The sequence below is a fragment of the Carnobacterium divergens DSM 20623 genome (assembly GCF_000744255.1).
Classification (GTDB): Bacteria; Bacillota; Bacilli; order Lactobacillales; family Carnobacteriaceae; genus Carnobacterium; species Carnobacterium divergens.
Genome location: NZ_JQLO01000001.1, coordinates 870,771 through 891,245, shown reverse-complemented (window position 1 = coordinate 891,245; position 20,475 = coordinate 870,771). Strand labels below are relative to the sequence as shown.

Here is a 20,475-nt window from a genome sequence, read left to right as displayed (position 1 = left end):
AAACTATAGTTTAGTTATTCATTTTTTTTAGTACATATTGATGAATTCTTGCAATTCCCGTTTTAAGTGTTTCTAAATCCGCTGCATAGCTGATTCTAAAATTATCTTTTGCGCCAAATCCAGATCCTTGAACAACGGCTACATGGGCTTCTTCTAAAATACCGTCAACAAAAGCATCTACTGAATCAAAACCACACGCTGTTGCTGCTTTTTTAACATTTGGAAACAGATAAAAAGCTCCTTGGGGCTTAATCACTTCAAATCCTGGAATGGCTGCTAATAAAGGATACGCAATATTTAAACGTTCTTCAAAAGCAAGACGCATTGTTTCGACAATTTCTTGATTGCCATTTAAGGCTTCGATTGCGGCATATTGGCTGGCTGCAGTTGGGTTACTGGTAGAATGACTTGCAACATCAATCATGCCTTTGATAATGTCTCTGTCTCCTAGAGCATAACCAATTCGCCACCCTGTCATTGCATACGTTTTAGAAACGCCGTTAATCAAAATAGTTTGTCGCTTGATTTCATCAGATAAAGTCGCAATTGAAATGAACTCATGTCCATTATAAATGAGTTTACCATAAATTTCATCAGAAATAATAAGAATTTTATGTTTTACTGCCCAATTGCCAATTTCTAGCAGTTCTTCTCTCGTGTAAATCATCCCTGTAGGATTTGAAGGAGAATTTAAAATAAGTGCTTTGGTCTGGTTTGTTCTCTTTTCTTCTAACTCTGAAACTGTGATTTTATAGTCTTTTTCAGGTCGTCCATTGACCAAAACGGGAGTTCCTTCTGCTAACTTGACTTGTTCCGTATAGCTCACCCAGAACGGCGCGAGAACCAACACTTCATCTTTAGGATTGAGGATAGCTTGAAATAGATTATAAAGTGCATTTTTTGCTCCATCCGTTACAATAACTTCTGCATCAGAATAAACCAATCCAGTATCTAGTAACGTTCGCTCTCTAACTGCATCTCGTAATGTAGGCAAGCCCGCTGTGGGTGTATAATAACTTGCCCGTCCATTTTGAATGGCTTCAATTGCCGCTACTTTAATCGTATCAGCTGTTTGAAAATCAGGCTCCCCTACTCCTAAACCAATGATGTCAATGCCTTGAGCAATCAATTTTTTAGACTTTGCTGATGTTGCTAACGTAATGGATTCGGAAATATGCTCCATTCTTTTAGCTAATTTGCTCATGTCAATTCCCCCCTAGTTAAATATTGCCGATATCACGAATGTATTCGCCATCTTCTAAGGTTATCACATGATAGCCTAGTCGACCATTTTTTTCTTGATAAGCTACTTCCCAAATTGGGACTTTTTTATCCATTCCAATTCGTGATTCTAATATTTTTTCTGGATTTTTAGCTTCTCTTGTCATGCTTCGAGCTTGTCCTTCAGAAATTGCTTTATCTGCATCGATTACCGTTGTTTTTCCACCTTTTTTTGCAATAATCACAATAATCGCTTTATTTTTATTCGTTTTACCCGTTACTGTAAAATAGGTTTCCTTGCCATTGTACCAATAGAAGTTATCCACTTCTTTTAAATCTGTTTCACTTTTAGCAATCTCGATTGCTTCTGATTTCGCTTTTGACATTGGGTGATTCCCTTGATAATAAATCGTTGCAGCGCCAACTACAATCGTTGCCATTATAATGGTTAAAATTAACACAAACCATTTTTTCATTTTTTTCACCTACTTTACATTAGAAGATCTTTCTTCAGTCGTCTTATTATACCAAACTTTTTTACTTTTGCGGTTTGAAAATGCTAAAAAATTCTTTAATTTAGCTTAAGAAATCTTGAATTTCAGTTACGATTTCAGTCATAGGGAGTTCTTTTTTAGGCAAGTCTGTCGGCAATGAGTGCAACATTTGTTTGCCGTAGTTTGTTTTAAATAAGCGGTCATCTAAAACCAACATTATTCCTCTGTCGGTTTCTGAACGAATCAAACGACCTAATCCTTGTCTTAGACGTAACGTAGCTTTGGGCAATGCTTCAACTGAAAAAGGATTTTCACCTAATGTTTCAAGGTAATGGTATTTTGATTTTACAAAGGGTTGTTCTGGTGAATCAAAAGGCAATCGGGTCACAATGATGATTCTTAATGATTTCCCTGGCAAGTCCACGCCTTCCCAAAAACTATCTGCACCTAATAAAATGCCGCCATTCGCATGAAAGAAGCGTTTTAAAATTCGTTCTCGGCTTCCTGAAATTCCTTGAGCTAAAATTTCACGTTGATTAAATAAATGGTTTTGTTGTAACAAGCGATACACATCATGCAAAGGTTCAAAGGCATTAAATAAAACCATAATATTTTCTTGGCTATTTTCAATCAATTGAATTAATTGTGCTACAATCGATTCTACGTAATGCTTCTTCGACATTGATTTAATGCTTCCCATTTCAGTGGGTAAATAGAGTCTTGCTTGGTTTTTGTAATCGTAAGGGGATGCTAATATTAATGTATCTAACTCTTTTTCACCAATTTGTTCCTCAAAATAATCGAATGTTCCTCTGATTTCCAGTGTTGCTCCTGTATAGACAATCTGTTTGGCCTGTTCAACCAAATGTTCTTTTAAAAATTCCGCACTATTAATAGTAGAGCGTTTGATTTTAAAACTATTTTTAGGACTCTTTTCCTTATAAGAAAACCAAGTAACTGCATAGGGATTTTCATTGTTAAAAATAGTTTTAAACATTGTCCCCTGTTGCTCTATACTAGTTAACAACACATTGAAATCTTCAACAAAATAACTTTCTGTTAAACTTAATGTTTCTGGCTCACGTATTAGCTGCTGAACCAATTCAAAACCAAGCTGACAAATTTCCGTAAATTGTGCACTAATTTTTTTTATTTTTCGTTTATTTTCAAGAGACCACTGGATTGTGTCACTCAGCATTACATTAATTTCTTCACTTTTATCCAATTTTTTTGTAGCCATTTGATGACAAATCAATAACAACTCATCTAAAAATTCCGCTAGTTCTTCACTTAAAGACAACCCGCTCATTTCTATATTACTTAATTGATACGCATAAATACTTTTTACTTTTTTTGACAAACTTTCAAATTGATTTAAGTAACTATCTTCACTATCAATACGCCCGATCAACTTCAAAGCGTGGTGCACTTGGTAGTAGCTAAACGTCTCACTAGAAGCAGCAACTGCTACATCCGATAAATGATGCGCTTCGTCAATAATAAATCGATCTACTTCAGGAAGTTCCGGTACCTCTCGTTTAAAATCATGGCATAAAAAAGCATGATTAGTGATAATAATGCTCGCCTGTTGCACGACTTTTTTGGCAAATAAATAAAAATCTTCATTATACCAAGGATCCTCTCTAGGATCGTTTAACCAGCCATGGTGACAAACTTTCTTCCAAAAGATTCCGTTAAAGTTGGTCATATTTAGTTCATCTAAATCGCCAGTTACTGTTTGTGTTAACCAAGTTAGTAAACGCATTTTTAAAAGAGCGTCATTCTTGTTTAAGGTTTCTGATTTTATTTCCTCAGCAAAACGTGATAAATGAAGGTAATGATTTTTACTTTTCAAAATAGCTGCATTTACGTTAAAAGGCACTAATTTATTTAATTGAACAATATCTTTTTCAATCAGTTGTTTTTGCAACAATGTCGTATAAGTGCTAATCACAACTGGTCTTTTATGATCGGCTAAATACGCTAATGGAATTAGGTAACCTAACGTTTTCCCCACGCCAGTAGCGGCTTCAATTGCTAGATGTGCATTCGAATCTTTTTGGAAAGTATCGTAAACTCGATCCATCATAGTCACTTGGCTTTCACGAATAACCAAATGATCGGCAAATAATTGCTCCTTTTCTACTAATGACAGTGGATAGTTTTTTGTTTCTTCCCAGTTGCCAACTTGTTCCAATTGAATCTCTTTTTTTTGAAGTGCTAACCCATCCTTAATCATCAAAGCTTCCGGTAAAGGAGGAATTTCACTGCGTACTTTTTCAAGACAATCAATAAAAAATTCATTTGTATTCATTGAACAAAAAAGAGCTAATTCCACCATTTTTTCCAATGTAACCAAGGGCAAATTCATCGCTATTTGCTGCAACATTAAAAATAACTCTCCCGTCACATAAGCATCACTATCTGCTTGATGAGGATTACTGTGTTGAAAATGAAATTGATTCGCTAAATCGGTTAACCTAAAACTAGGAGCTGTAGGCAATAAGATTTGAGCTAGTTCAACTGTATCCATTCCTTTTAGCGTTAGCGGAGGATAACCCGCTTGTTTAAATTCATTATTTAAAAATTGATAATCAAATTGAATATTATGAGCAATAAAAATACAACCTTCTAATAAATTGTAAATCGTTGTTGCAACATCTTCAAAATACGGCGCATTTGCTACCTGTTTTGTTGTAATTCCAGTTAAATGCTCAATTTGTTTTGGGATGCGAATCAAGGGATTAATATCTGTTGCAAATTGTTGAACAATTTTTCCATCTTCTATTAAAACGCAGCCAAATTGGATAATTTTATCTCCATTTAAGGCATTTCCACCAGTTGTTTCAATGTCCACAACTGCATATGTTGTCTTCGTTTTCACTTTTTTCACCTAATTCTTGATTCGTTATGTTTTCGTCATCTCTCATCATACTATGAAGCGAAGAAAATTACAAAAATGCGTTCACTTTAAAACAAAAAAACAACTAAGCTTTTCAGCTTAGTTGCGAATACAGGATTAAAGTTTGTCAGAATAAATTTCTTTTGCTGTTTTAGTTGGATCAATCACAACATATAAATTTTTATTTGCAATAAATGCACTTTGGAATTCATTGTCATTTCCATCCACGTCTTTTGCTTTATATGGGAAATAGACACGGTCTGTTGCGACGATAACATTTGATAATGGGTGATCAGCATCTTTATATAAGATGTCCATCATTTCAATATCAGGGTACTGTGTTGCACGCTCGAACATGCCTAATTCCAAACCACCTAAGTTGATATCATCTGTATGAACGTGATCGGCTTCTTGAGCAATTTCAATTCTTAATGATTCACAAGGATGAATTTCTTGGAAATCACTGTCTCCAATACGTCCAAAACTTGTTGTAATTTGTTTGATCCAAAGATCCCCAATGTGTTGCTTTTCAATTGTCCAAGTTTCACCATTGCGGAAAATAAATTTAAGTGCTGTTACTTCTTTTTTCATAAGTCTGATCTCCTTTGCTTTCCAGCTAGAATTAGAGTGTTAGCGTTAACGAATTAAGCTTCCTCACATTATTATTTTAACATACCTTCATGAAAATTGCTTCAGTAAAAACAATTCATGAATAAATACAAAAAAACACCTTCATAACAATTCTGTTATGAAGGTGTTTGAAAAATCATTTATTAGTTAAATACACGGAAACGTGCTGCATCATCCATATATTCTTTTTCGCCAGCGGCTTGTTCAATTGAACCAAATGGCATTTGCGCTCTTAAGTTCCATGAAGCTGGTAAATCAAATTCAGCTCTAACAGCGTCATCGATTAATGGGTTGTAATGTTGCAAGCTAGCACCAATGTTTTCTACTGCTAATGCAGTCCAAACTGAATGTTGTGCAATTCCGCTTGCTTGTTCAGACCATACTGGGAAGTTATCCGCATATAATGCAAATTGTTCTTGTAGATTTTTAACAATATCCATATCTTCAAAATAAAGAATCGTTCCTTTTCCGGCACGGAATGAAGCTAATTTATTTGAAGTCGCTTCAAAGGCATCTGCTGGTACTTCTTTGCGAAGTGCTGCTTCAACGATATCCCATAATTTATCATGAGATTCATTAAATAAAACAACCACTCGTGAAGTTTGTGAGTTAAATGAAGATGGACTTTCTTTTACTGCTTCTTTTACTAATGAAACGATGTTGTCATTTGATAATGAAACATTTTTACCTAATCCATAAATTGAACGACGATTTTTTAATAATTCTGTGTATTGGTTTGACATAATTTGTTTCCTCCTCTTAGTTACTTACAAACAATATGTTAACATCTTTCTTTTAGTAAGTAAAGACTTTTTACTTATTTTTTGTAATTAAATTTTCAAAAAAAATAAAACCCTTGTTACTACAAAGAAAATACCTAGTTATTTAGCAATAAAAAAAAGAGTTGGCTGTTAAAAGAACAACCAACTCTTTTTTTAATTAAATTTAAATTTTTTTCATAAAAAGCTGTTTATTTACGATAGCGCGAATATGAGTTCCAGTTGCAATAACATCCTCACCAACAGTTGCTTTTATCTCAAAAAATAAAATTGATTTTTTTATTTCTGTCAGCTTTGCAAAGCACACAACTTCTTTTCCAACTGCTGTAGCTTTTAAATGTTTTAAGTTCATTTCGATGCCAACTGTCGTCTCATCATCTTTCAGAAGCTCTAAAGGCATTTCTTTTGCTGTGTTTTCTAACATTGCAATTAAACGTGGCGTGGCTAAGACAAGTAAATCTCCCGATCCAAAAGCCAAAGCAGTATCTTCATTTTTCACTAAAAATCGTTTACTTTGTTCTTCCATCATCATGCTTCTTCTCCTTTTACAGCCTCTAAAGCCCATTCAAGAATCGCTTGTTGTTGGTTTGGAATGGCCCCAATTAATAATTGATACTCAATTTTTGCTAACAATTCTCCTAACCAAGGACCAGCAGGTCGTTTTAAGGCTGTTATTAAGTCGCTCCCACTCACGTTCATCTCTTGACGCTCTTTGATTGGCAAAGCCTCATATAGCTCTTGAACAGTCTCTAATTGGCTTTCTTGCTGAAAACCGTCAACTAAGGTTTCAACTTCCAATGCAATGTCAAGACCTGCTTGATACAATCGCTCTTTATTCCAAAAAGATTCTAGCCTTTGATCAAAGGCAATCCGTTCTTTGATTATATGCTTAATTTCTTTTTTAGAGCATTTCCAATTTCTTAAAAAGTGCTCAATTTCTGAAACCGGTAATTCAATAAAATAAGTTAATAAAGTCCAAGCACTAGTTGACGTCACTAATCGCGTTTCAAATTTTGCAAAAGTGGTTAATCCCACTTTTTTAGACGCTAATCCTGGACAAAATTGATACAACTCTGTTTCAATCATTTTTCTTAACCCTATTTGTCGACCCTGTCCCAATAATAATTTGACAAATTCAACTTGGATACGTTCAACTGCAATTTTTTCTAAAAGAGCATGGTGCTCTTTTATAGCCAATTCGGTTTTAGTTTCCATTGAAAAATTTAATTGACTAACAAAGCGAACGCCTCGCATCATTCGTAACGCATCTTCATGGAAACGCTCCGAAGCAGATCCGACCGCTTTGATTATTTTTTTTTCAATATCTTTCAAACCGCCAAAATAATCAATTAGCTCTCCTTCACTATTCATGGCTAACGCATTTACCGTAAAGTCTCTACGTTTTAAATCTTCTTCTAATGAACGAACAAAGGTAACCGTATCTGGTCGTCGATAATCTTGGTAAGTCGACTCTGTTCTAAACGTGGTGACTTCATAGCCTTCGCCTTCAAATAGAACCATCACCGTACCATGTTCAATCCCAACATCTACCGTTCTAGGAAAAATTTCTTTGACTTCCATAGGAAATGCACTTGTTGCAATATCCACATCAGCAATTGGCTTTTTTAAAATCCTATCCCGCACACTTCCGCCTACAAAATACGCTTCATATCCTGCTTCTTGAATTTTTTGGATAACAGGCAAAGCCTTCATAAATTCAGAATCTAATTTTCTCATAAAAGATTTTCCAACCCATAAACTAACTGATCCAATTCCATCACTTTTTCACAACCTAATGCAACACCTGTCATAAAGGACGCGCGGTCATAGGAATCATGGCGAATCGTTAACCCTTCACCTGCACTACCGAATTGAACTTGTTGATGTGCTACTAAGCCTGGTAAGCGAACACTATGAATTTTCATGCCTTCAAAATCTGCTCCACGTGCTCCTTTAATTAATTCTTTTTCAGCTGGATTTCCTTGTTGATGGTACCCTCGAACTTCAGCTATCATTTCTGCTGTTTTAATCGCTGTTCCACTTGGGGCATCTAATTTTTGGTCGTGGTGTAGTTCCATAATCTCAACATCTGGAAAGTATTCTGCTGCTTTTGCTGCAAACTGCATCATTAAAATGGCTCCAATGGCAAAATTAGGGGCGATTAATCCACCTAGCTGTTGCTCTTTTGTTTGTGTAATCAACCCTGCTACTTGGCTTTCAGTAAAACCTGTTGTTCCTACAACTGGTCGAATGCCATTCTCAACAGCAAATAAAGTGTGCTGATACGCTACTTTAGGAATGGTAAAATCAATCCAAACGTCTGGCTTCACTTGTTTTACAAGCTCTTCTTTTTGATGAAACACAGGGATATCCAATTGAACAAACTCTGGTAATTCATTTAAATTCGCTTCCGTTGCCATTGGATCTAAGACGCCTACTAATTCAAATTTCTCATTTTCTATTACCATCTTAGTGGCTGTCAATCCCATTTTCCCTTTGAAACCTGCTACTACTATTTTAATCATCCTAATTTTCTTTCCTTTCAAAACGGTTTTTATCCCGTTGATTAAATTTTTCCATCACTTGATTGAATGAATGCGTTAAATCAATGTCTAATGAATTAGCCATTGAAATTGTGACAAATAATAAATCGCCCAGTTCTTCTGCAATTTCTTTCGCTTCTTCACTCGCTTTTTTTGGTTTCTCACCATAATAATGATTGACCTCTCTTGCCAATTCACCAACTTCTTCAGTCAATCTTGCCATTTGACCTAGTGGCGAAAAATAGCCAGTCTTAAATTGAGTAATGTACCCATCAACCTCATCTTGCATTTGTTTTAATGTTTTATCAACCATCATAATCACCTCAATTTAGTATGTTGCTACTCTTTTATAGTAACAAACTATTTCATGTTTTCAAAGACTAAAAAACTATCTAGCAAACTTCCCAAAAGGCGCGTTGGCTAGATAGTTTTGCTTGTAAGATTAAAAACGACTGATTTCTTTTTCAAGTGAATTTAATGCAGCAGATAATTCTATAAACTCTTCTTTATTTTGACTTTCTAGCGCATCGTCAATTTTTTTTAACAATTCTGTTTTTTGCTTGGCTAACGTCAAACTAAAGAGTGCTTCTTCAACCTCCGCTTTTATTTGGTCGCTAATTGTATCATTCCAACGATGGAATGGATTATCTTCCAAAACAGCTAAATATTCTGGTACATGCCATTGATCTTGAAAAAACAATTCGACATATAAATCGTCATTCCAATTCAAGCGGACTTCATGAAAAGCTTGCTCGGGGTCATTAAAAATTGTTCCTTCTTTATAAAATTGAAAAGGCGCTTCTTGCATTCCAATAGTAGATAATGCCATTCCTCTAGGAGTTGTTTCAACAGCTTCAACAAAATGCACCCGACTTAAAATAACATCATGATTGAGTAAATAGTTGATGATCCACATAGATTCTCTTCTCTTCAACTGATAGCGATCTAAAAATAAACTTAAAAAAGCTTTTTTGGTTTCTAGTGATACTTTTGTACTCATCTTGGGCGTCCCCCTATTCTTAGCAATCGCATAGGATAGTCATTGCTTGATTCCATTTATTATAACGTATTTGATTAATATTCGCTATTGATTTCATCTAAGAGTAAGATCATTTCTTCATCGGTTGGTTCAAGTGCAAGGTATTCAGATAATACTGTTTTTGTTAACTTCAGATTGCCTTCTTCTCTCAAGAAAAGCGCATAGGCTTTAAGAAAATCTTTATTTTGTTTAAATGCTTCATAGGCTTTTTGATACGCTTCATTCGCAGCATCGTACTCTTCAAGGTTTTCATAGGCAATCGCTAAGTTCCAGTAAAATTGTGGATCTGCTTCTTCGTTAATCAACGCTTTTTGAATAGCTACAACACTCTCTTCAAAGCGCTCTTGTTTGATAAACAAATTAGTCAAAGCAAGTTGAATCACTTCGCTCTCAGGTTCAAGAGCCAAGGCTTCTTCTAAATAAGTTTCTGCTTGCTCTTCGTTGTCTAATTTTAAGAAGATTTGAGCAGCATAGTAGAAAAGTTCATGATTAAACTGGTCTACTCGTAAACCTTCTCGAATTACTTCTGAAGCTTTATCTAACTGATTTTCTTCTTCTAAACTTTTAGCTAAATACGGATAAAGCGAGGTATAACTCGGATCTAATTCTTTTAACTTAAATAAAGTTTCACTTGCTCGACGAAATTCTTTATTTTGCAAATAAGTGAAACCCAGTTCAAATAATAAATCGGTGGATTCATTCTCTTCAACACCTGTTTCTAAATAAGGAATCGCTTGTTCAAAGTCGCCTACCGCGCTGTAGGCACTTCCACAACGAGCAGATAGATTAATTCCTGTCATATCGTCAATTCCTTGCGCTAATAACTCTTCATAACCATGAATTGCTTGCGCATATTTCCCCATTGTAAAATAAAGCTCCGCTAGGGCAAATGTTAAAATAGGCTCCTCAGGAAGGATTTCCTTTGCTTGTAAGAGCTTTTGCTCACTAACTTCATATAAACCTTGAACTTGATATAAATCAGCAGAGACAAGTAATGCTTGCGGATATGCTGGACTGTCTTCTTCAATTTCTAACAGCCAATCCATTGCTTCATCAATCTCATCTGATTCAATTGAAATTTCAGCTAAACCGATTTTTAATTCATCGTCTGTTGGGAATTCTTTTAATAGTTGTTCATAGATTGCTTTTGTTTCATCTAAAAATCCCAATTCGTATAATGTATCTGCTAGAATATACAACTCATCTGGTAAATCCTTTGCCAAAGCTTCTTGAAAATAGTCTTGTGCTTCCATTAACTGATTGTCTTGTAGTGCCGCAATCATTTGTTCTCCATAACTCATCTATAAAAACTCCTTTTTGATAATTCTTGGTACTTCATGATTATTGTTAATAACTCTGATTTTTGAAACTCTTCCCTTGTCAATTTCCCATCTTTTGACAGTACATAAAACTGAGCAGAATGCTGATGTAGATTTTCAACGATATCCGTTACAAACCAATTTTCCGGTAAATCTAGTTGATAACCCAGACATTGAATTTGTTTAAGCCAAATTTCTAGTTCTGCTGAAAATCCATTTCGTTGCTGAGAAGCAATGAATCCTAATGTTATTCCAATAATTGTATCACTATTTGTTGTCAATCGTTTTTCGCCATTAAAGGTCGTTAATGCCTTTTGAAAATCTAGCCCTAACAATTTCATTGATGCTTTTTTTTGATGAAGCTCATTCACTGTAGCTAGATATGTCGATAAATAAGGAATCATACTATTCTCTTGTAAATCCTTTGAATCGTTAAAGCCTTTTAGTAATTGAGCGTACAAAGCTTTGTTGTGACTAATTGCTACTTGTAACCAACTAGCAAAACCTCTTTGAGCTTCTTCCAGATCATCTATTGAGAGCAAACGACCATCTAAAAAAATAGTAGAAATGGTTTGATTAACTAGACCAGTCACTTTCCCGTCTTGAGTTAGGTAAGCTTCTCCACTGATACTTCCACTAAGTGCTTCTAAACTCGTTGGAATGGCTACTAGTGGATATTTTTTAAAATAAAGATGAGCAAAAAAATTTCCTAATTGAATAACGGGTTCAGTACCGATAGCTACAATCAAAGATTGTTCATTCAAATCAACTTCATCACAATAAGTCATCAAGGCTAAAAGTTCTTTAAAACTTTTAGCCTCTAATGAATTCGGGCAAATGTACCAAAGTAATTCTTGCTGTTTAAAAAGTAGCGTTAGCTTCTCATAGTAACGTTCATATGTGGTTTGGTTCGTAATAATCATTAGTTGCTCAATGTTTTTAAATCGTGGCATGTAATCAACAACCAATTTATTTAGCGTTTCTGCAAAAAAAATCGTGGAGACACCATCGACTTGATGAATCTGCTGCTGCAAATGACACCCATCCTCTCACTTCTTTAATAATTTTACAACTATGTATAACAAAAAATAGAATAAAAGGCTACCGTACAAGTACAGTAACCTTTCACTTTTAGTCTTATTTAACTGCATCTTTAAGAGCTTTACCTGGTTTGAATGCAGGTACTTTGCTTGCAGCGATTTGGATTTCTTCCCCTGTTTGAGGGTTACGACCTTTACGTGCAGCACGTTCGCGCACTTCAAAGTTACCAAAACCGATTAATTGAACTTTTTCACCCGCACTTAGAGTAGATTGGATAGTTTCAAATACTACATCAACTGCTGCAGTTGCATCTTTTTTAGTTAAACCTGTAGAAGTTGCAACGCTTTCGATTAATTCTGCTTTGTTAGCCATGTGTATTTCACCTCCCTCGAAAAGAAGAATAAATGCTTTGTTTAATATAAGCAAATATACATCGATAATACCAAAATTGAGTGGTCCAAAATTGGCTTGAAAGAAATTATTGAACTGAAATTCAGAAACAACATTTCTTCTAAAAAGATATCATACAAATGCTGATACTGCAATGATTTTTACTATTTTAAGCGCATTTTTTAATCATTTCTTCCATTTTTTTCAAATTATTTGAAATGACGTCTCGAATGTGTTAAAATGCTTATTTTCTTTGTCTAGCAATGATTCTAATTGGTGTTCCTTCAAAGGTGAAGGCATCACGAATACGGTTTTCTAAGAAACGTGAATATGAAAAATGAAGCATTTCAGGTTCATTAACAAAAATGACAAAAGTAGGTGGTTTTACAGCAACCTGAGTTGCATAATAAATCTTCAAACGTTTGCCTTTATCTGTTGGCGTCGGATTCATTGCAACAGCATCCATAATAACATCATTTAGGACTGCTGATTGAATACGCAAGTTTTGACTCATGCTAACGCGTTCAATAACTTCTGGCAATGTATGCAGACGTTGTTTTGTTTTAGCAGAAACATAAACGATTGGTGCATAGCTTAGGTAAGCAAATGATTCACGAATATCTTCTTCGAATTTTTTCATTGTGCTGTTGTCTTTTTCTAGGGTATCCCATTTATTTACAACAATAATAACCCCTTTACCCGCTTCATGGGCAAATCCTGCTACCTTCTTGTCCTGCTCTCTAATGCCTTCTTCTGCGTCTAACACACAAAGAACCACATCTGAACGTTCAATCGCTCTCAACGCACGTAACACACTGTATTTTTCAGTCGATTCATAAACTTTCCCACGTTTACGCATACCTGCTGTATCGATCATGACAAATTCTGTTCCATCAGCTGATTCAAATTTTGTATCAATCGCATCACGGGTAGTTCCAGCAACGTCAGATACAATCACACGCTCTTCACCAAGAATAGCATTAACAAGTGATGATTTACCTACATTTGGTCGACCAATGAAACTGAATTTAATAACAGATTCATCATATTCTTCTTCTTCTTCCGTTGGAAAATGGCTGATTGCCGCATCTAGTAAATCCCCGATGCCTAAACCATGGCTTCCTGAGATTGGATAAGGATCGCCTAATCCTAATGAATAAAAGTCAAAAATATCATTTCTCATTTCAGGGTTATCCACTTTGTTAACAGCTAATAACACTGGTTTGTGAGTACGATATAAAATTTTTGCAACATTTTCATCTGCATCGGTTGCGCCTTCTCTACCGCTTGTAATAAAAATAATAACATCGGCTTCGTCAATTGCAATTTCTGCTTGTTGTTTAATTTGTTCTAAAAATGGTTCGTCTCCAATATCGATTCCACCTGTATCAATAATATTAAACTCTTTACCTAACCATTCTCCTTGCGAATAAATACGGTCACGAGTCACTCCTGATACATCTTCTACGATTGAAATACGTTCACCTACGATACGATTAAAGATTGTTGATTTTCCTACATTTGGACGACCCACAATGGCGATAACTGGTTTTGCCATAGATTTAGCCTCCTTCTTTTTCTTTTATTTTATTGGATCAAAATGAGTGCTAAGCAATTATTTAATGTTCCCTTGTTTCCCACATGTCCATTGAAAGACACTTTTTAAAAGTACGAATTCTCTTTCAAGGATAAACTTCTAGCTTAGTTTTTTTACTGTTCCATCTAGTAGTTTATAGAATAACCTTTCAACATGCAAGCTTTTCTTATAGGAAGTACTCGCTTCATTAGAACTTTTCCATTTAAAAAAAGAGAGGCGCTTTTTAACGCTTCTCTTTTTTTTATTATTGATCGTCTTCAGTTGTCATATCAGAAAGTTGTTCCCCTAGAATATCTCCTAAAGTAAAACCTGTATCTTCTTCTGGCAATTCATAATCTACTACTTCTTCTTTTTCTTTAAGTCCAGCTGGTTTTTCTTGCAACGCTTTAATGCTTAAAGATAAACGTTGATCACCAGGGTTAACATCTAAGACCTTCACTTTAATTTCATCACCTTCATGTAACACTTCATGCGGTGTTGCAATATGGTTGTGAGAAATTTGTGAGATATGAACCAGACCTTCAACACCAGGATATACTTCAACAAATGCACCAAAACTTGTCAAACGTTTCACTGTTCCTGTTAGAGTTGTTCCAACTGCTGCACGTTCTTCAATATTATCCCAAGGTCCTGGTTGTGTATCTTTGATTGACAATGAGATGCGTCCAGTTTCAGTATCAATTGAAAGGATTTTCACTTCGACTGAATCGCCAACAGTTAATACATCTGCTGGATTTTTAACGTGGTCGTAAGAGATTTGTGAGATATGAACCAAACCGTCCACGCCACCTAAATCAATAAAAGCACCAAAGTTTGTTAAGCGTGCAACCGTTCCGGTCACAGTATCGCCTTCAACTAATTTAGCTAATACTTCTTTTTTAGCAACTTCTTTTTCAGCTTCAACAACTGCTTTATGAGATAAAATCAAACGATTTTCACTTGGTTCAATTTCAACGATTTTGAAACGTAGTGTTTGACCTTTATATACTGAAAAATCATCAACAAAGTGTGCATCTACCATTGAAGCTGGGACAAATCCACGTACGCCAGCGTCCACTACTAGTCCACCCTTAACTGCATCTGTAACGGGTGCTTCGATAATTGTTCCATTTTCAAAGTCTTTTTGGATGTCTTCCCATACTTTTTTAGCGTCAATGCGGCGTTTAGAAAGTAAAAAGCTTCCATTCTCTTTGTCCATGATTGGTTTAATAACAACTAAATCAACAACATCCCCAACATTCACAATATCTGTTACATTTTCAAATGGTGAAGCTGATAATTCGTTGAAAGGAATTACGCCTTCAACGCCTCCTCCAATAATCCCAACAATTGCTTGTTTATTATCTTGGATTTTTAGGATTTCACCTTTTACGATATCCCCAATATTAACTTCTTGGACACTATTCATTGCATCCATCATTGTTTCTGTTGCTTCTACTTCTTGTTTTTCTACATGTTCTGTCATCATTAAATCCTCCTAACAGCTATTAAAGTCCTTCTTACCTATTTTAACGAATATTTTAAAATAATGCCACTAAAACATCACTATTTTAAAGCAATTCTTTTGATATTATTGCTGTTTTGCGATAATCTCTTTGATTTTAGCAACGACTCCATCTATTGACAGGCTTGTTGTGTCAACTAAAAAGGCATCTTCTGCCTGAATTAAAGGCGAAACGGCTCTCGTTGAATCTTTGTAATCGCGTTCTGCAATTTCTTTTTCGATAGTTTCAAGAGGGGTCATAATGCCTTTTTCAGTGTTTTCTTTAAACCGACGTTCTGCTCGTTCGGAAACACTTGCAACCATAAATATTTTCACTTCAGCATCAGGTAAAACCGCCGTTCCAATATCGCGTCCATCCATTACGATACCTCCGTCAGCTGCAATAAGTTGTTGGTACTTAACTAATTGTTTTCGAACTTCTCCATGAGCTGAAACGGCTGAAACATTATTCGTCACATCTGGTTGTCGAATAGCCTCTGTTACTTCTTCATTGTTGATAAATACTTTTTGGATGGCTGTACTTGGATCGAAACGTAGCTTCATTTTTTTTAATAGTTCAACAAGCCCTGCTTCATCTTCTGGCGTGACACCATTTTGTAACGCATAGTAAGTCAACGCACGATACATCGCTCCAGTATCGCAATAAACATAGCCTAAATCTTTTGCCACTATTTTAGCAACGGTACTCTTCCCAGCAGAAGCAGGACCGTCAATTGCAATTCGTAATTTTTTTGGATTCATAATGTGCCTTCTTTCTCTTAAAAATCAACTTTTTCACAAAATTAAAGCCGCCATATCTGACGGCTTTAAGAAATTAATTTAACTTTAATTCAGTACCAACAGGCACATTATTTGAAGTTAATTGATTCAATGCTTTTAACTGATCAACTGTTAACCCATTATTTTTTGCAATACTGTATAAAGTATCTCCTTGTTGAATAATATGAGTTTTTGACGTTTCTGTTGCAGGTGGTTCTTCGCTTGCTGGAGGTGGAGTTGATTCCTCTGGCGGAGTCACTTCTTCTGATGAAGACTCAGCTGGTGGCTGCTCTTGTGAAACAGCTTCCTCACTTGAAGATACCTCTTCTTTAGAACTTTCTTCTTTTGAAGTAGAGCTTTCTTTTTTACTGCTTTCACTGCTACTGCTCATCGTTACTTGATCATCATTGGATTTTGGATCTTCAGATGAAGCTGCATTTGTATACCACCAATAAGTTGCAATTGGCAGAATAATTAATAAGGCCAAAAATACACATAAAGTAGTTAGGATTGGAGAAATTCCACCCTTAGATTTTTTACGCGCCGTTCTAGAATAATTGCCTTCAGTCGTTCCTTCTTCTTCACTGAATTTACGCGACCACGCTTCTTTCGATGGGTCATTTGATTTATTTTTACTCATTTAGACTTCCTCCTAAAAATAGTTCGCTTTTATTGTACCATAGTTCAGTTAGTCTTGTCTTTTAAAAGTTTCTAACGAAAACATCTCTTGCAAAATTTTTTCCCAAGAATCAACACTGGAAAACGCTCTGTTTTCAAGGTTTTTTTCATCTATCTCATAAATTTCTTCATCAATGCCACAATTGCTACAACAATTTTCTACCGTTTTATTAAGTTTTTCTTCAAAATAGTGTAGAAGCACTCTTCTTTTGCATTCTTTTGTTTCTGCATAAGTAATCATATAACGCAACTGTTCTTCTTTACGAATCACTCTGGCTCTTAACTGTTGTTTAGCCTGAGCAAGTGGGATTTTTGAAGCTAAATAATTTTCTAACAGCCTTTGCTGACTAACACTGCAACTTCCTTCAAGCACGATATTCTTTCGATAAACATGCTCTAACATCGCTTCTGTTGGCAAATCATTTTCTTGTAATCGCACTTGTATATATCCATCACCGGGCTCATAGAGCAAGATGGCAACACTAGGCTTTCCATCACGACCACAACGCCCGATTTCTTGTAAATAAGCTTCGACGCTTGCTGGCATATGATAATGGATTACAAAACGAATATTTTTTTTATTAATACCCATACCAAATGCATTTGTCGCACATATCACATCAATTTCATCATAAATAAACTGTTGTTGCAACAAAATCCGATCGGCGGTTTCTAAATCAGAGTGGTAACTAGCAACACGAATTGCTAAGCTTTTCCTTAAAAAATCAGCCATGTCATCAGCCATTTTTTTACTTGAAAAATAAATAATTCCCGGTTTTTTTAATTTCTTAACTTGCTTGAGCAATTGCTCTTTTTTGTCTTTATCACACGTAATTGTTACAAGAGCAATATTTTTTCGATCAACAGAATGTACGATTTGAGTTGTTTGAAGTGGATCTAATTTTAAACAGGCTAAAATATCTTCTTTAACTTGACGATTAGCTGTCGCAGTCAATGCCATCGTAAGAGGATTCCCTAATACTGCTCTGATTTTTCCAAGTTCCAAATAATCAGGTCTAAAATCCATGCCCCACTGTGAAATACAGTGAGCCTCATCAATTGTAAATAACGAAATCTTTAGTTGTTTCAATGCTGCTAGAATACGTTCATTTTGTAACATTTCAGGAGATAGAAATAAAAATTTATACTCATTTAAGTGACGGATAATGAATTCTTTTTCTGAATAATCTAGCAAACTATTTAATGCAGCCACTCTTTTTTCTTTTAATAATTGCAATTGCTCCACTTGATCTTGCATCAATGAAAGTAGTGGTGAAACAATGACAACAGTGCCTTCTAATAAATAACCGGTTAACTGGTAACAAATTGATTTTCCTGTTCCTGTTGGCAATAACACCAATGTATCTTGTCCTTTTAATGCGGCAGTAATCGTTTCTTCTTGCCCATCTCTAAATGAATCGTAACCAAAATAGGCTTTCAATGTTTTTTTCAAGATTATTGGCTCAACCATTTGTTCGCCTTCTTTCAATTTGAAGTAAACGATAGATGTAAAAAGGAATTTGGTAACCTTGTTCTTCTATCTCATAATAACCAATTGTTGGATTTAGTTCAAATAATCCCATTATTTGTCGATAGTCACGCTCAGGTATTAGTTCTTTAATTGGGTAAGTTTCATCAAGAATTGCTAATTCAATTAAATGCTCAGAAACGGTACTGAGTTTCAACCCACGTTTTGTCGCAACTTCATCAAGAGAGCTTCCTTCGTCAATTAATTTTTTAGTCTCTAGCGTACTTTGATTGAATAAACTGATTTTGCGAATACTTTCTAGATAAAGTTCTAAGAAAAGCGGGAACTCATTTGATTCTTTGATGTATTTAATACACTGAAACAAGCCATCTGTTAAAATTACTTGGATTTCATCTAATTCCCGTTCTAAAAGAATTGAAATTTGTTTTGCTGTTTTTCCATAGGTTTTGTAGCCCGTCAGTTTCAAGCTAATAACAGTTGCTCCAATGGGTTCTATCATTGCTAACAACGCCATCCATTCTTTTGCAAAACTTTGACTTAACATTTCTTTTGAAAGCATTTTTTTTTGCATTTGCAACCAACTCTTTAACCAGATTTGCTGTTTCCATTCTTTTTCAATTGGCAAGTAACGAACATTCTCATGGCTCATTTCAGAAAGTACTTGAGTGACAAAGGTTAATAACCTCCAAAATGATTTTAAACTTCTTCCCTCTAATAAACCGTTAAAATGGGTAGGATAATAATGATTTTCAAAAAAATTAGCGACCGCCTTTTCACCTTTTTCAGTCAAATAGACAAGGCTGTCTGATGTTGTCTTTAATTCATTTCTTTCGATTAGGATATCCATTTTTTTGAGGTATTCCTCTTTTTTCAAGTGACGAAAACAACTAAAAAAATGCTTTAATTGATAGCTTTCTGCTACATATAAGATTGATGCCGTGCGCTTTCCAGTCAGAATATGAAAGACAGATATCGGTTTTCTTGCTTCTTTTCTTGAAAATAAACTTAAGAAGAGGTACTCTAAATAAAGTGATGATTCCAATTGGTTCATTCCTTCCAAGTAAAATAAAAAGAGGTTAAATTATGTATTATACAAAAGTGGATCAAGAGAAATGCATTGCTTGTGGCTTGTGTCAAATCAAAGCACCACAAGTATTTAATTATAACGAAGAGGGTATTGCTTATACAATTTCAGATAATAATAAAGGAACTCTCCCTTTAGGCAAAGAGGACGTGGAATCTTTTAAAGCAGCCTACCTAGCTTGTCCAACTGGCGCAATCGTTAGAAGCACTACACCATTTTCTATAGACTAGTCCCTCTATTTCATAGTAGTAAAAACTGGTATAGAAGTCAATTTGCTGTGTTTATTTGAATTTCATAAAAATAGAAATGTTGTTAAATGGATTAAATTTAACAACATTTCTTTAGTAGATTAATAATTTCGTAATTGATTTCTTAAAATAAAGGGTTTTAATTTTGCAAATAGTCCAATAAAGACAATTCCCACCACTAGTCCTTTTAAAATGTTAAAAGGCACTACGCCATATAAAACAATCTCTTTCACTGGCCCTAAATTAAAGCCCATGATTGTAATATACAATGGTGTAATAACAAACCAATTTGCAATTGATAAAACTGTAGTTAAAGAGACAGTTCCAACAATATTAGCCATTACTAGCGTTTTCATATCATAACGCTGTTGCTTAGTGACAATAAAATAAATTGGCATTGCATATGCTAAACTCGCAATAAAACTCGCAATATCGCCAATTGGATACCCCATATCTCCACCTGTTTGAATATAGTGAAGGACGGTTCTAATTAGCGCCACTAGTACACCTCCAATAGGTCCGTATAAAAACATCCCCATTAAGACTGGCACGTCACTAAAATCGACTTTCATAAAACTGGCACTTGGTAAGATTGGAAAAGCAAAAAACATCAGCACAAAGGCAATTGCCCCTAGCATTGCGATCCCGACTAACCTTTTGGTATTACTGGTTTTCATAAAAAATCCTCCTAAAAGGATTCATCTAGAGCGATTATGGAATAGTTGAGAAAAATAAAAAACCCGCCTAACTTTTTCTTC

Annotated in this window: 21 protein-coding genes; 1 reads left to right on the top strand and 20 read right to left on the bottom strand. The window is 35.1% G+C overall.

The window, feature by feature from the left end; all coding sequences use genetic code 11:
- Window positions 1-10 precede the first annotated feature (10 nt).
- The 19 genes from BR52_RS04405 to BR52_RS04315 form a co-directional block, all read right to left on the bottom strand.
- A complete protein-coding gene (locus tag BR52_RS04405; RefSeq protein ID WP_034569595.1) occupies window positions 11-1,204 on the bottom strand; it encodes a pyridoxal phosphate-dependent aminotransferase in 1,194 nt (397 codons plus the stop codon).
- Window positions 1,205-1,220: 16 nt separating this feature from the next.
- On the bottom strand, window positions 1,221-1,697 hold the full coding sequence (locus BR52_RS04400) for a cell wall elongation regulator TseB-like domain-containing protein (RefSeq protein ID WP_034569592.1): 477 nt from the start codon (window positions 1,695-1,697) through the stop codon (window positions 1,221-1,223).
- 100 nt (window positions 1,698-1,797) lie between these two features.
- Window positions 1,798-4,599: an ATP-dependent DNA helicase DinG gene (gene dinG / locus BR52_RS04395; RefSeq protein WP_236707201.1), complete on the bottom strand. Its 2,802-nt coding sequence runs from the start codon at window positions 4,597-4,599 to the stop codon at window positions 1,798-1,800.
- A 135-nt stretch (window positions 4,600-4,734) separates the two neighbouring features.
- Complete coding sequence (locus BR52_RS04390) at window positions 4,735-5,208, bottom strand: hypothetical protein (protein ID WP_034569586.1); 474 nt, start codon at window positions 5,206-5,208, stop codon at window positions 4,735-4,737.
- A gap of 182 nt (window positions 5,209-5,390) precedes the next feature.
- Window positions 5,391-5,990 carry a nitroreductase family protein gene (locus tag BR52_RS04385; RefSeq protein WP_034569583.1) on the bottom strand — a complete coding sequence of 200 codons (600 nt, stop codon included), beginning with the start codon at window positions 5,988-5,990 and terminating at the stop codon, window positions 5,391-5,393.
- Between the two features lie 202 nt (window positions 5,991-6,192).
- Window positions 6,193-6,555, bottom strand: a complete 363-nt coding sequence (locus BR52_RS04380) for a thioesterase family protein (protein ID WP_081890753.1) — start codon at window positions 6,553-6,555, stop codon at window positions 6,193-6,195.
- Window positions 6,555-7,763 (bottom strand): CCA tRNA nucleotidyltransferase, encoded by a 1,209-nt coding sequence (locus BR52_RS04375; protein ID WP_034569578.1) that lies wholly within the window; start codon window positions 7,761-7,763, stop codon window positions 6,555-6,557. The genes BR52_RS04380 and BR52_RS04375 overlap by 1 nt, the downstream gene beginning before the upstream one ends.
- A complete protein-coding gene (gene dapB, locus BR52_RS04370; protein WP_034569575.1) occupies window positions 7,760-8,551 on the bottom strand; it encodes a 4-hydroxy-tetrahydrodipicolinate reductase in 792 nt (263 codons plus the stop codon). The genes BR52_RS04375 and dapB overlap by 4 nt, the downstream gene beginning before the upstream one ends.
- Before the next feature lies 1 nt (window position 8,552).
- Entirely contained in the window at window positions 8,553-8,882 is a 330-nt protein-coding gene (locus BR52_RS04365) for a nucleotide pyrophosphohydrolase (RefSeq protein WP_034569572.1), read from the bottom strand.
- Window positions 8,883-9,011: 129 nt separating this feature from the next.
- Entirely contained in the window at window positions 9,012-9,569 is a 558-nt protein-coding gene (locus tag BR52_RS04360; protein WP_034569569.1) for a ReoY family proteolytic degradation factor, read from the bottom strand.
- 74 nt (window positions 9,570-9,643) lie between these two features.
- On the bottom strand, window positions 9,644-10,909 hold the full coding sequence (locus BR52_RS04355) for a tetratricopeptide repeat protein (protein ID WP_034569567.1): 1,266 nt from the start codon (window positions 10,907-10,909) through the stop codon (window positions 9,644-9,646).
- Window positions 10,906-11,961 carry a dehydroquinate synthase/iron-containing alcohol dehydrogenase family protein gene (locus tag BR52_RS04350; RefSeq protein ID WP_034569565.1) on the bottom strand — a complete coding sequence of 352 codons (1,056 nt, stop codon included), beginning with the start codon at window positions 11,959-11,961 and terminating at the stop codon, window positions 10,906-10,908. Before BR52_RS04350 ends, BR52_RS04355 begins: the two co-directional genes overlap by 4 nt.
- A 103-nt stretch (window positions 11,962-12,064) precedes the next feature.
- On the bottom strand, window positions 12,065-12,340 hold the full coding sequence (locus BR52_RS04345) for an HU family DNA-binding protein (protein WP_034569562.1): 276 nt from the start codon (window positions 12,338-12,340) through the stop codon (window positions 12,065-12,067).
- Between the two features lie 262 nt (window positions 12,341-12,602).
- On the bottom strand, window positions 12,603-13,916 hold the full coding sequence (gene der, locus BR52_RS04340) for a ribosome biogenesis GTPase Der (protein WP_034569559.1): 1,314 nt from the start codon (window positions 13,914-13,916) through the stop codon (window positions 12,603-12,605).
- Window positions 13,917-14,199: 283 nt separating this feature from the next.
- Window positions 14,200-15,420: a 30S ribosomal protein S1 gene (gene rpsA, locus BR52_RS04335; RefSeq protein ID WP_034569556.1), complete on the bottom strand. Its 1,221-nt coding sequence runs from the start codon at window positions 15,418-15,420 to the stop codon at window positions 14,200-14,202.
- A gap of 105 nt (window positions 15,421-15,525) precedes the next feature.
- Window positions 15,526-16,200, bottom strand: coding sequence for a (d)CMP kinase (gene cmk / locus BR52_RS04330; RefSeq protein WP_034569554.1), 675 nt, complete (start codon window positions 16,198-16,200; stop codon window positions 15,526-15,528).
- A gap of 73 nt (window positions 16,201-16,273) precedes the next feature.
- Window positions 16,274-16,858, bottom strand: a complete 585-nt coding sequence (locus BR52_RS04325) for a LysM peptidoglycan-binding domain-containing protein (RefSeq protein WP_034569552.1) — start codon at window positions 16,856-16,858, stop codon at window positions 16,274-16,276.
- A 48-nt stretch (window positions 16,859-16,906) separates the two neighbouring features.
- Window positions 16,907-18,367 carry a RecQ family ATP-dependent DNA helicase gene (locus tag BR52_RS04320; protein WP_034569550.1) on the bottom strand — a complete coding sequence of 487 codons (1,461 nt, stop codon included), beginning with the start codon at window positions 18,365-18,367 and terminating at the stop codon, window positions 16,907-16,909.
- Window positions 18,360-19,436, bottom strand: a complete 1,077-nt coding sequence (locus BR52_RS04315) for a YpbB family protein (protein WP_081890696.1) — start codon at window positions 19,434-19,436, stop codon at window positions 18,360-18,362. Before BR52_RS04315 ends, BR52_RS04320 begins: the two co-directional genes overlap by 8 nt.
- Window positions 19,437-19,468: 32 nt before the next feature.
- Between BR52_RS04315 and BR52_RS04310 the strand changes: the two genes are divergently transcribed.
- Window positions 19,469-19,699, top strand: a complete 231-nt coding sequence (locus BR52_RS04310) for a ferredoxin (protein ID WP_034569544.1) — start codon at window positions 19,469-19,471, stop codon at window positions 19,697-19,699.
- A 119-nt stretch (window positions 19,700-19,818) separates the two neighbouring features.
- Here BR52_RS04310 and BR52_RS04305 read toward each other — a convergent pair whose 3' ends face one another.
- Window positions 19,819-20,394, bottom strand: a complete 576-nt coding sequence (locus BR52_RS04305; RefSeq protein ID WP_034569541.1) for an ECF transporter S component — start codon at window positions 20,392-20,394, stop codon at window positions 19,819-19,821.
- Between the last annotated feature and the right edge of the window lie 81 nt (window positions 20,395-20,475).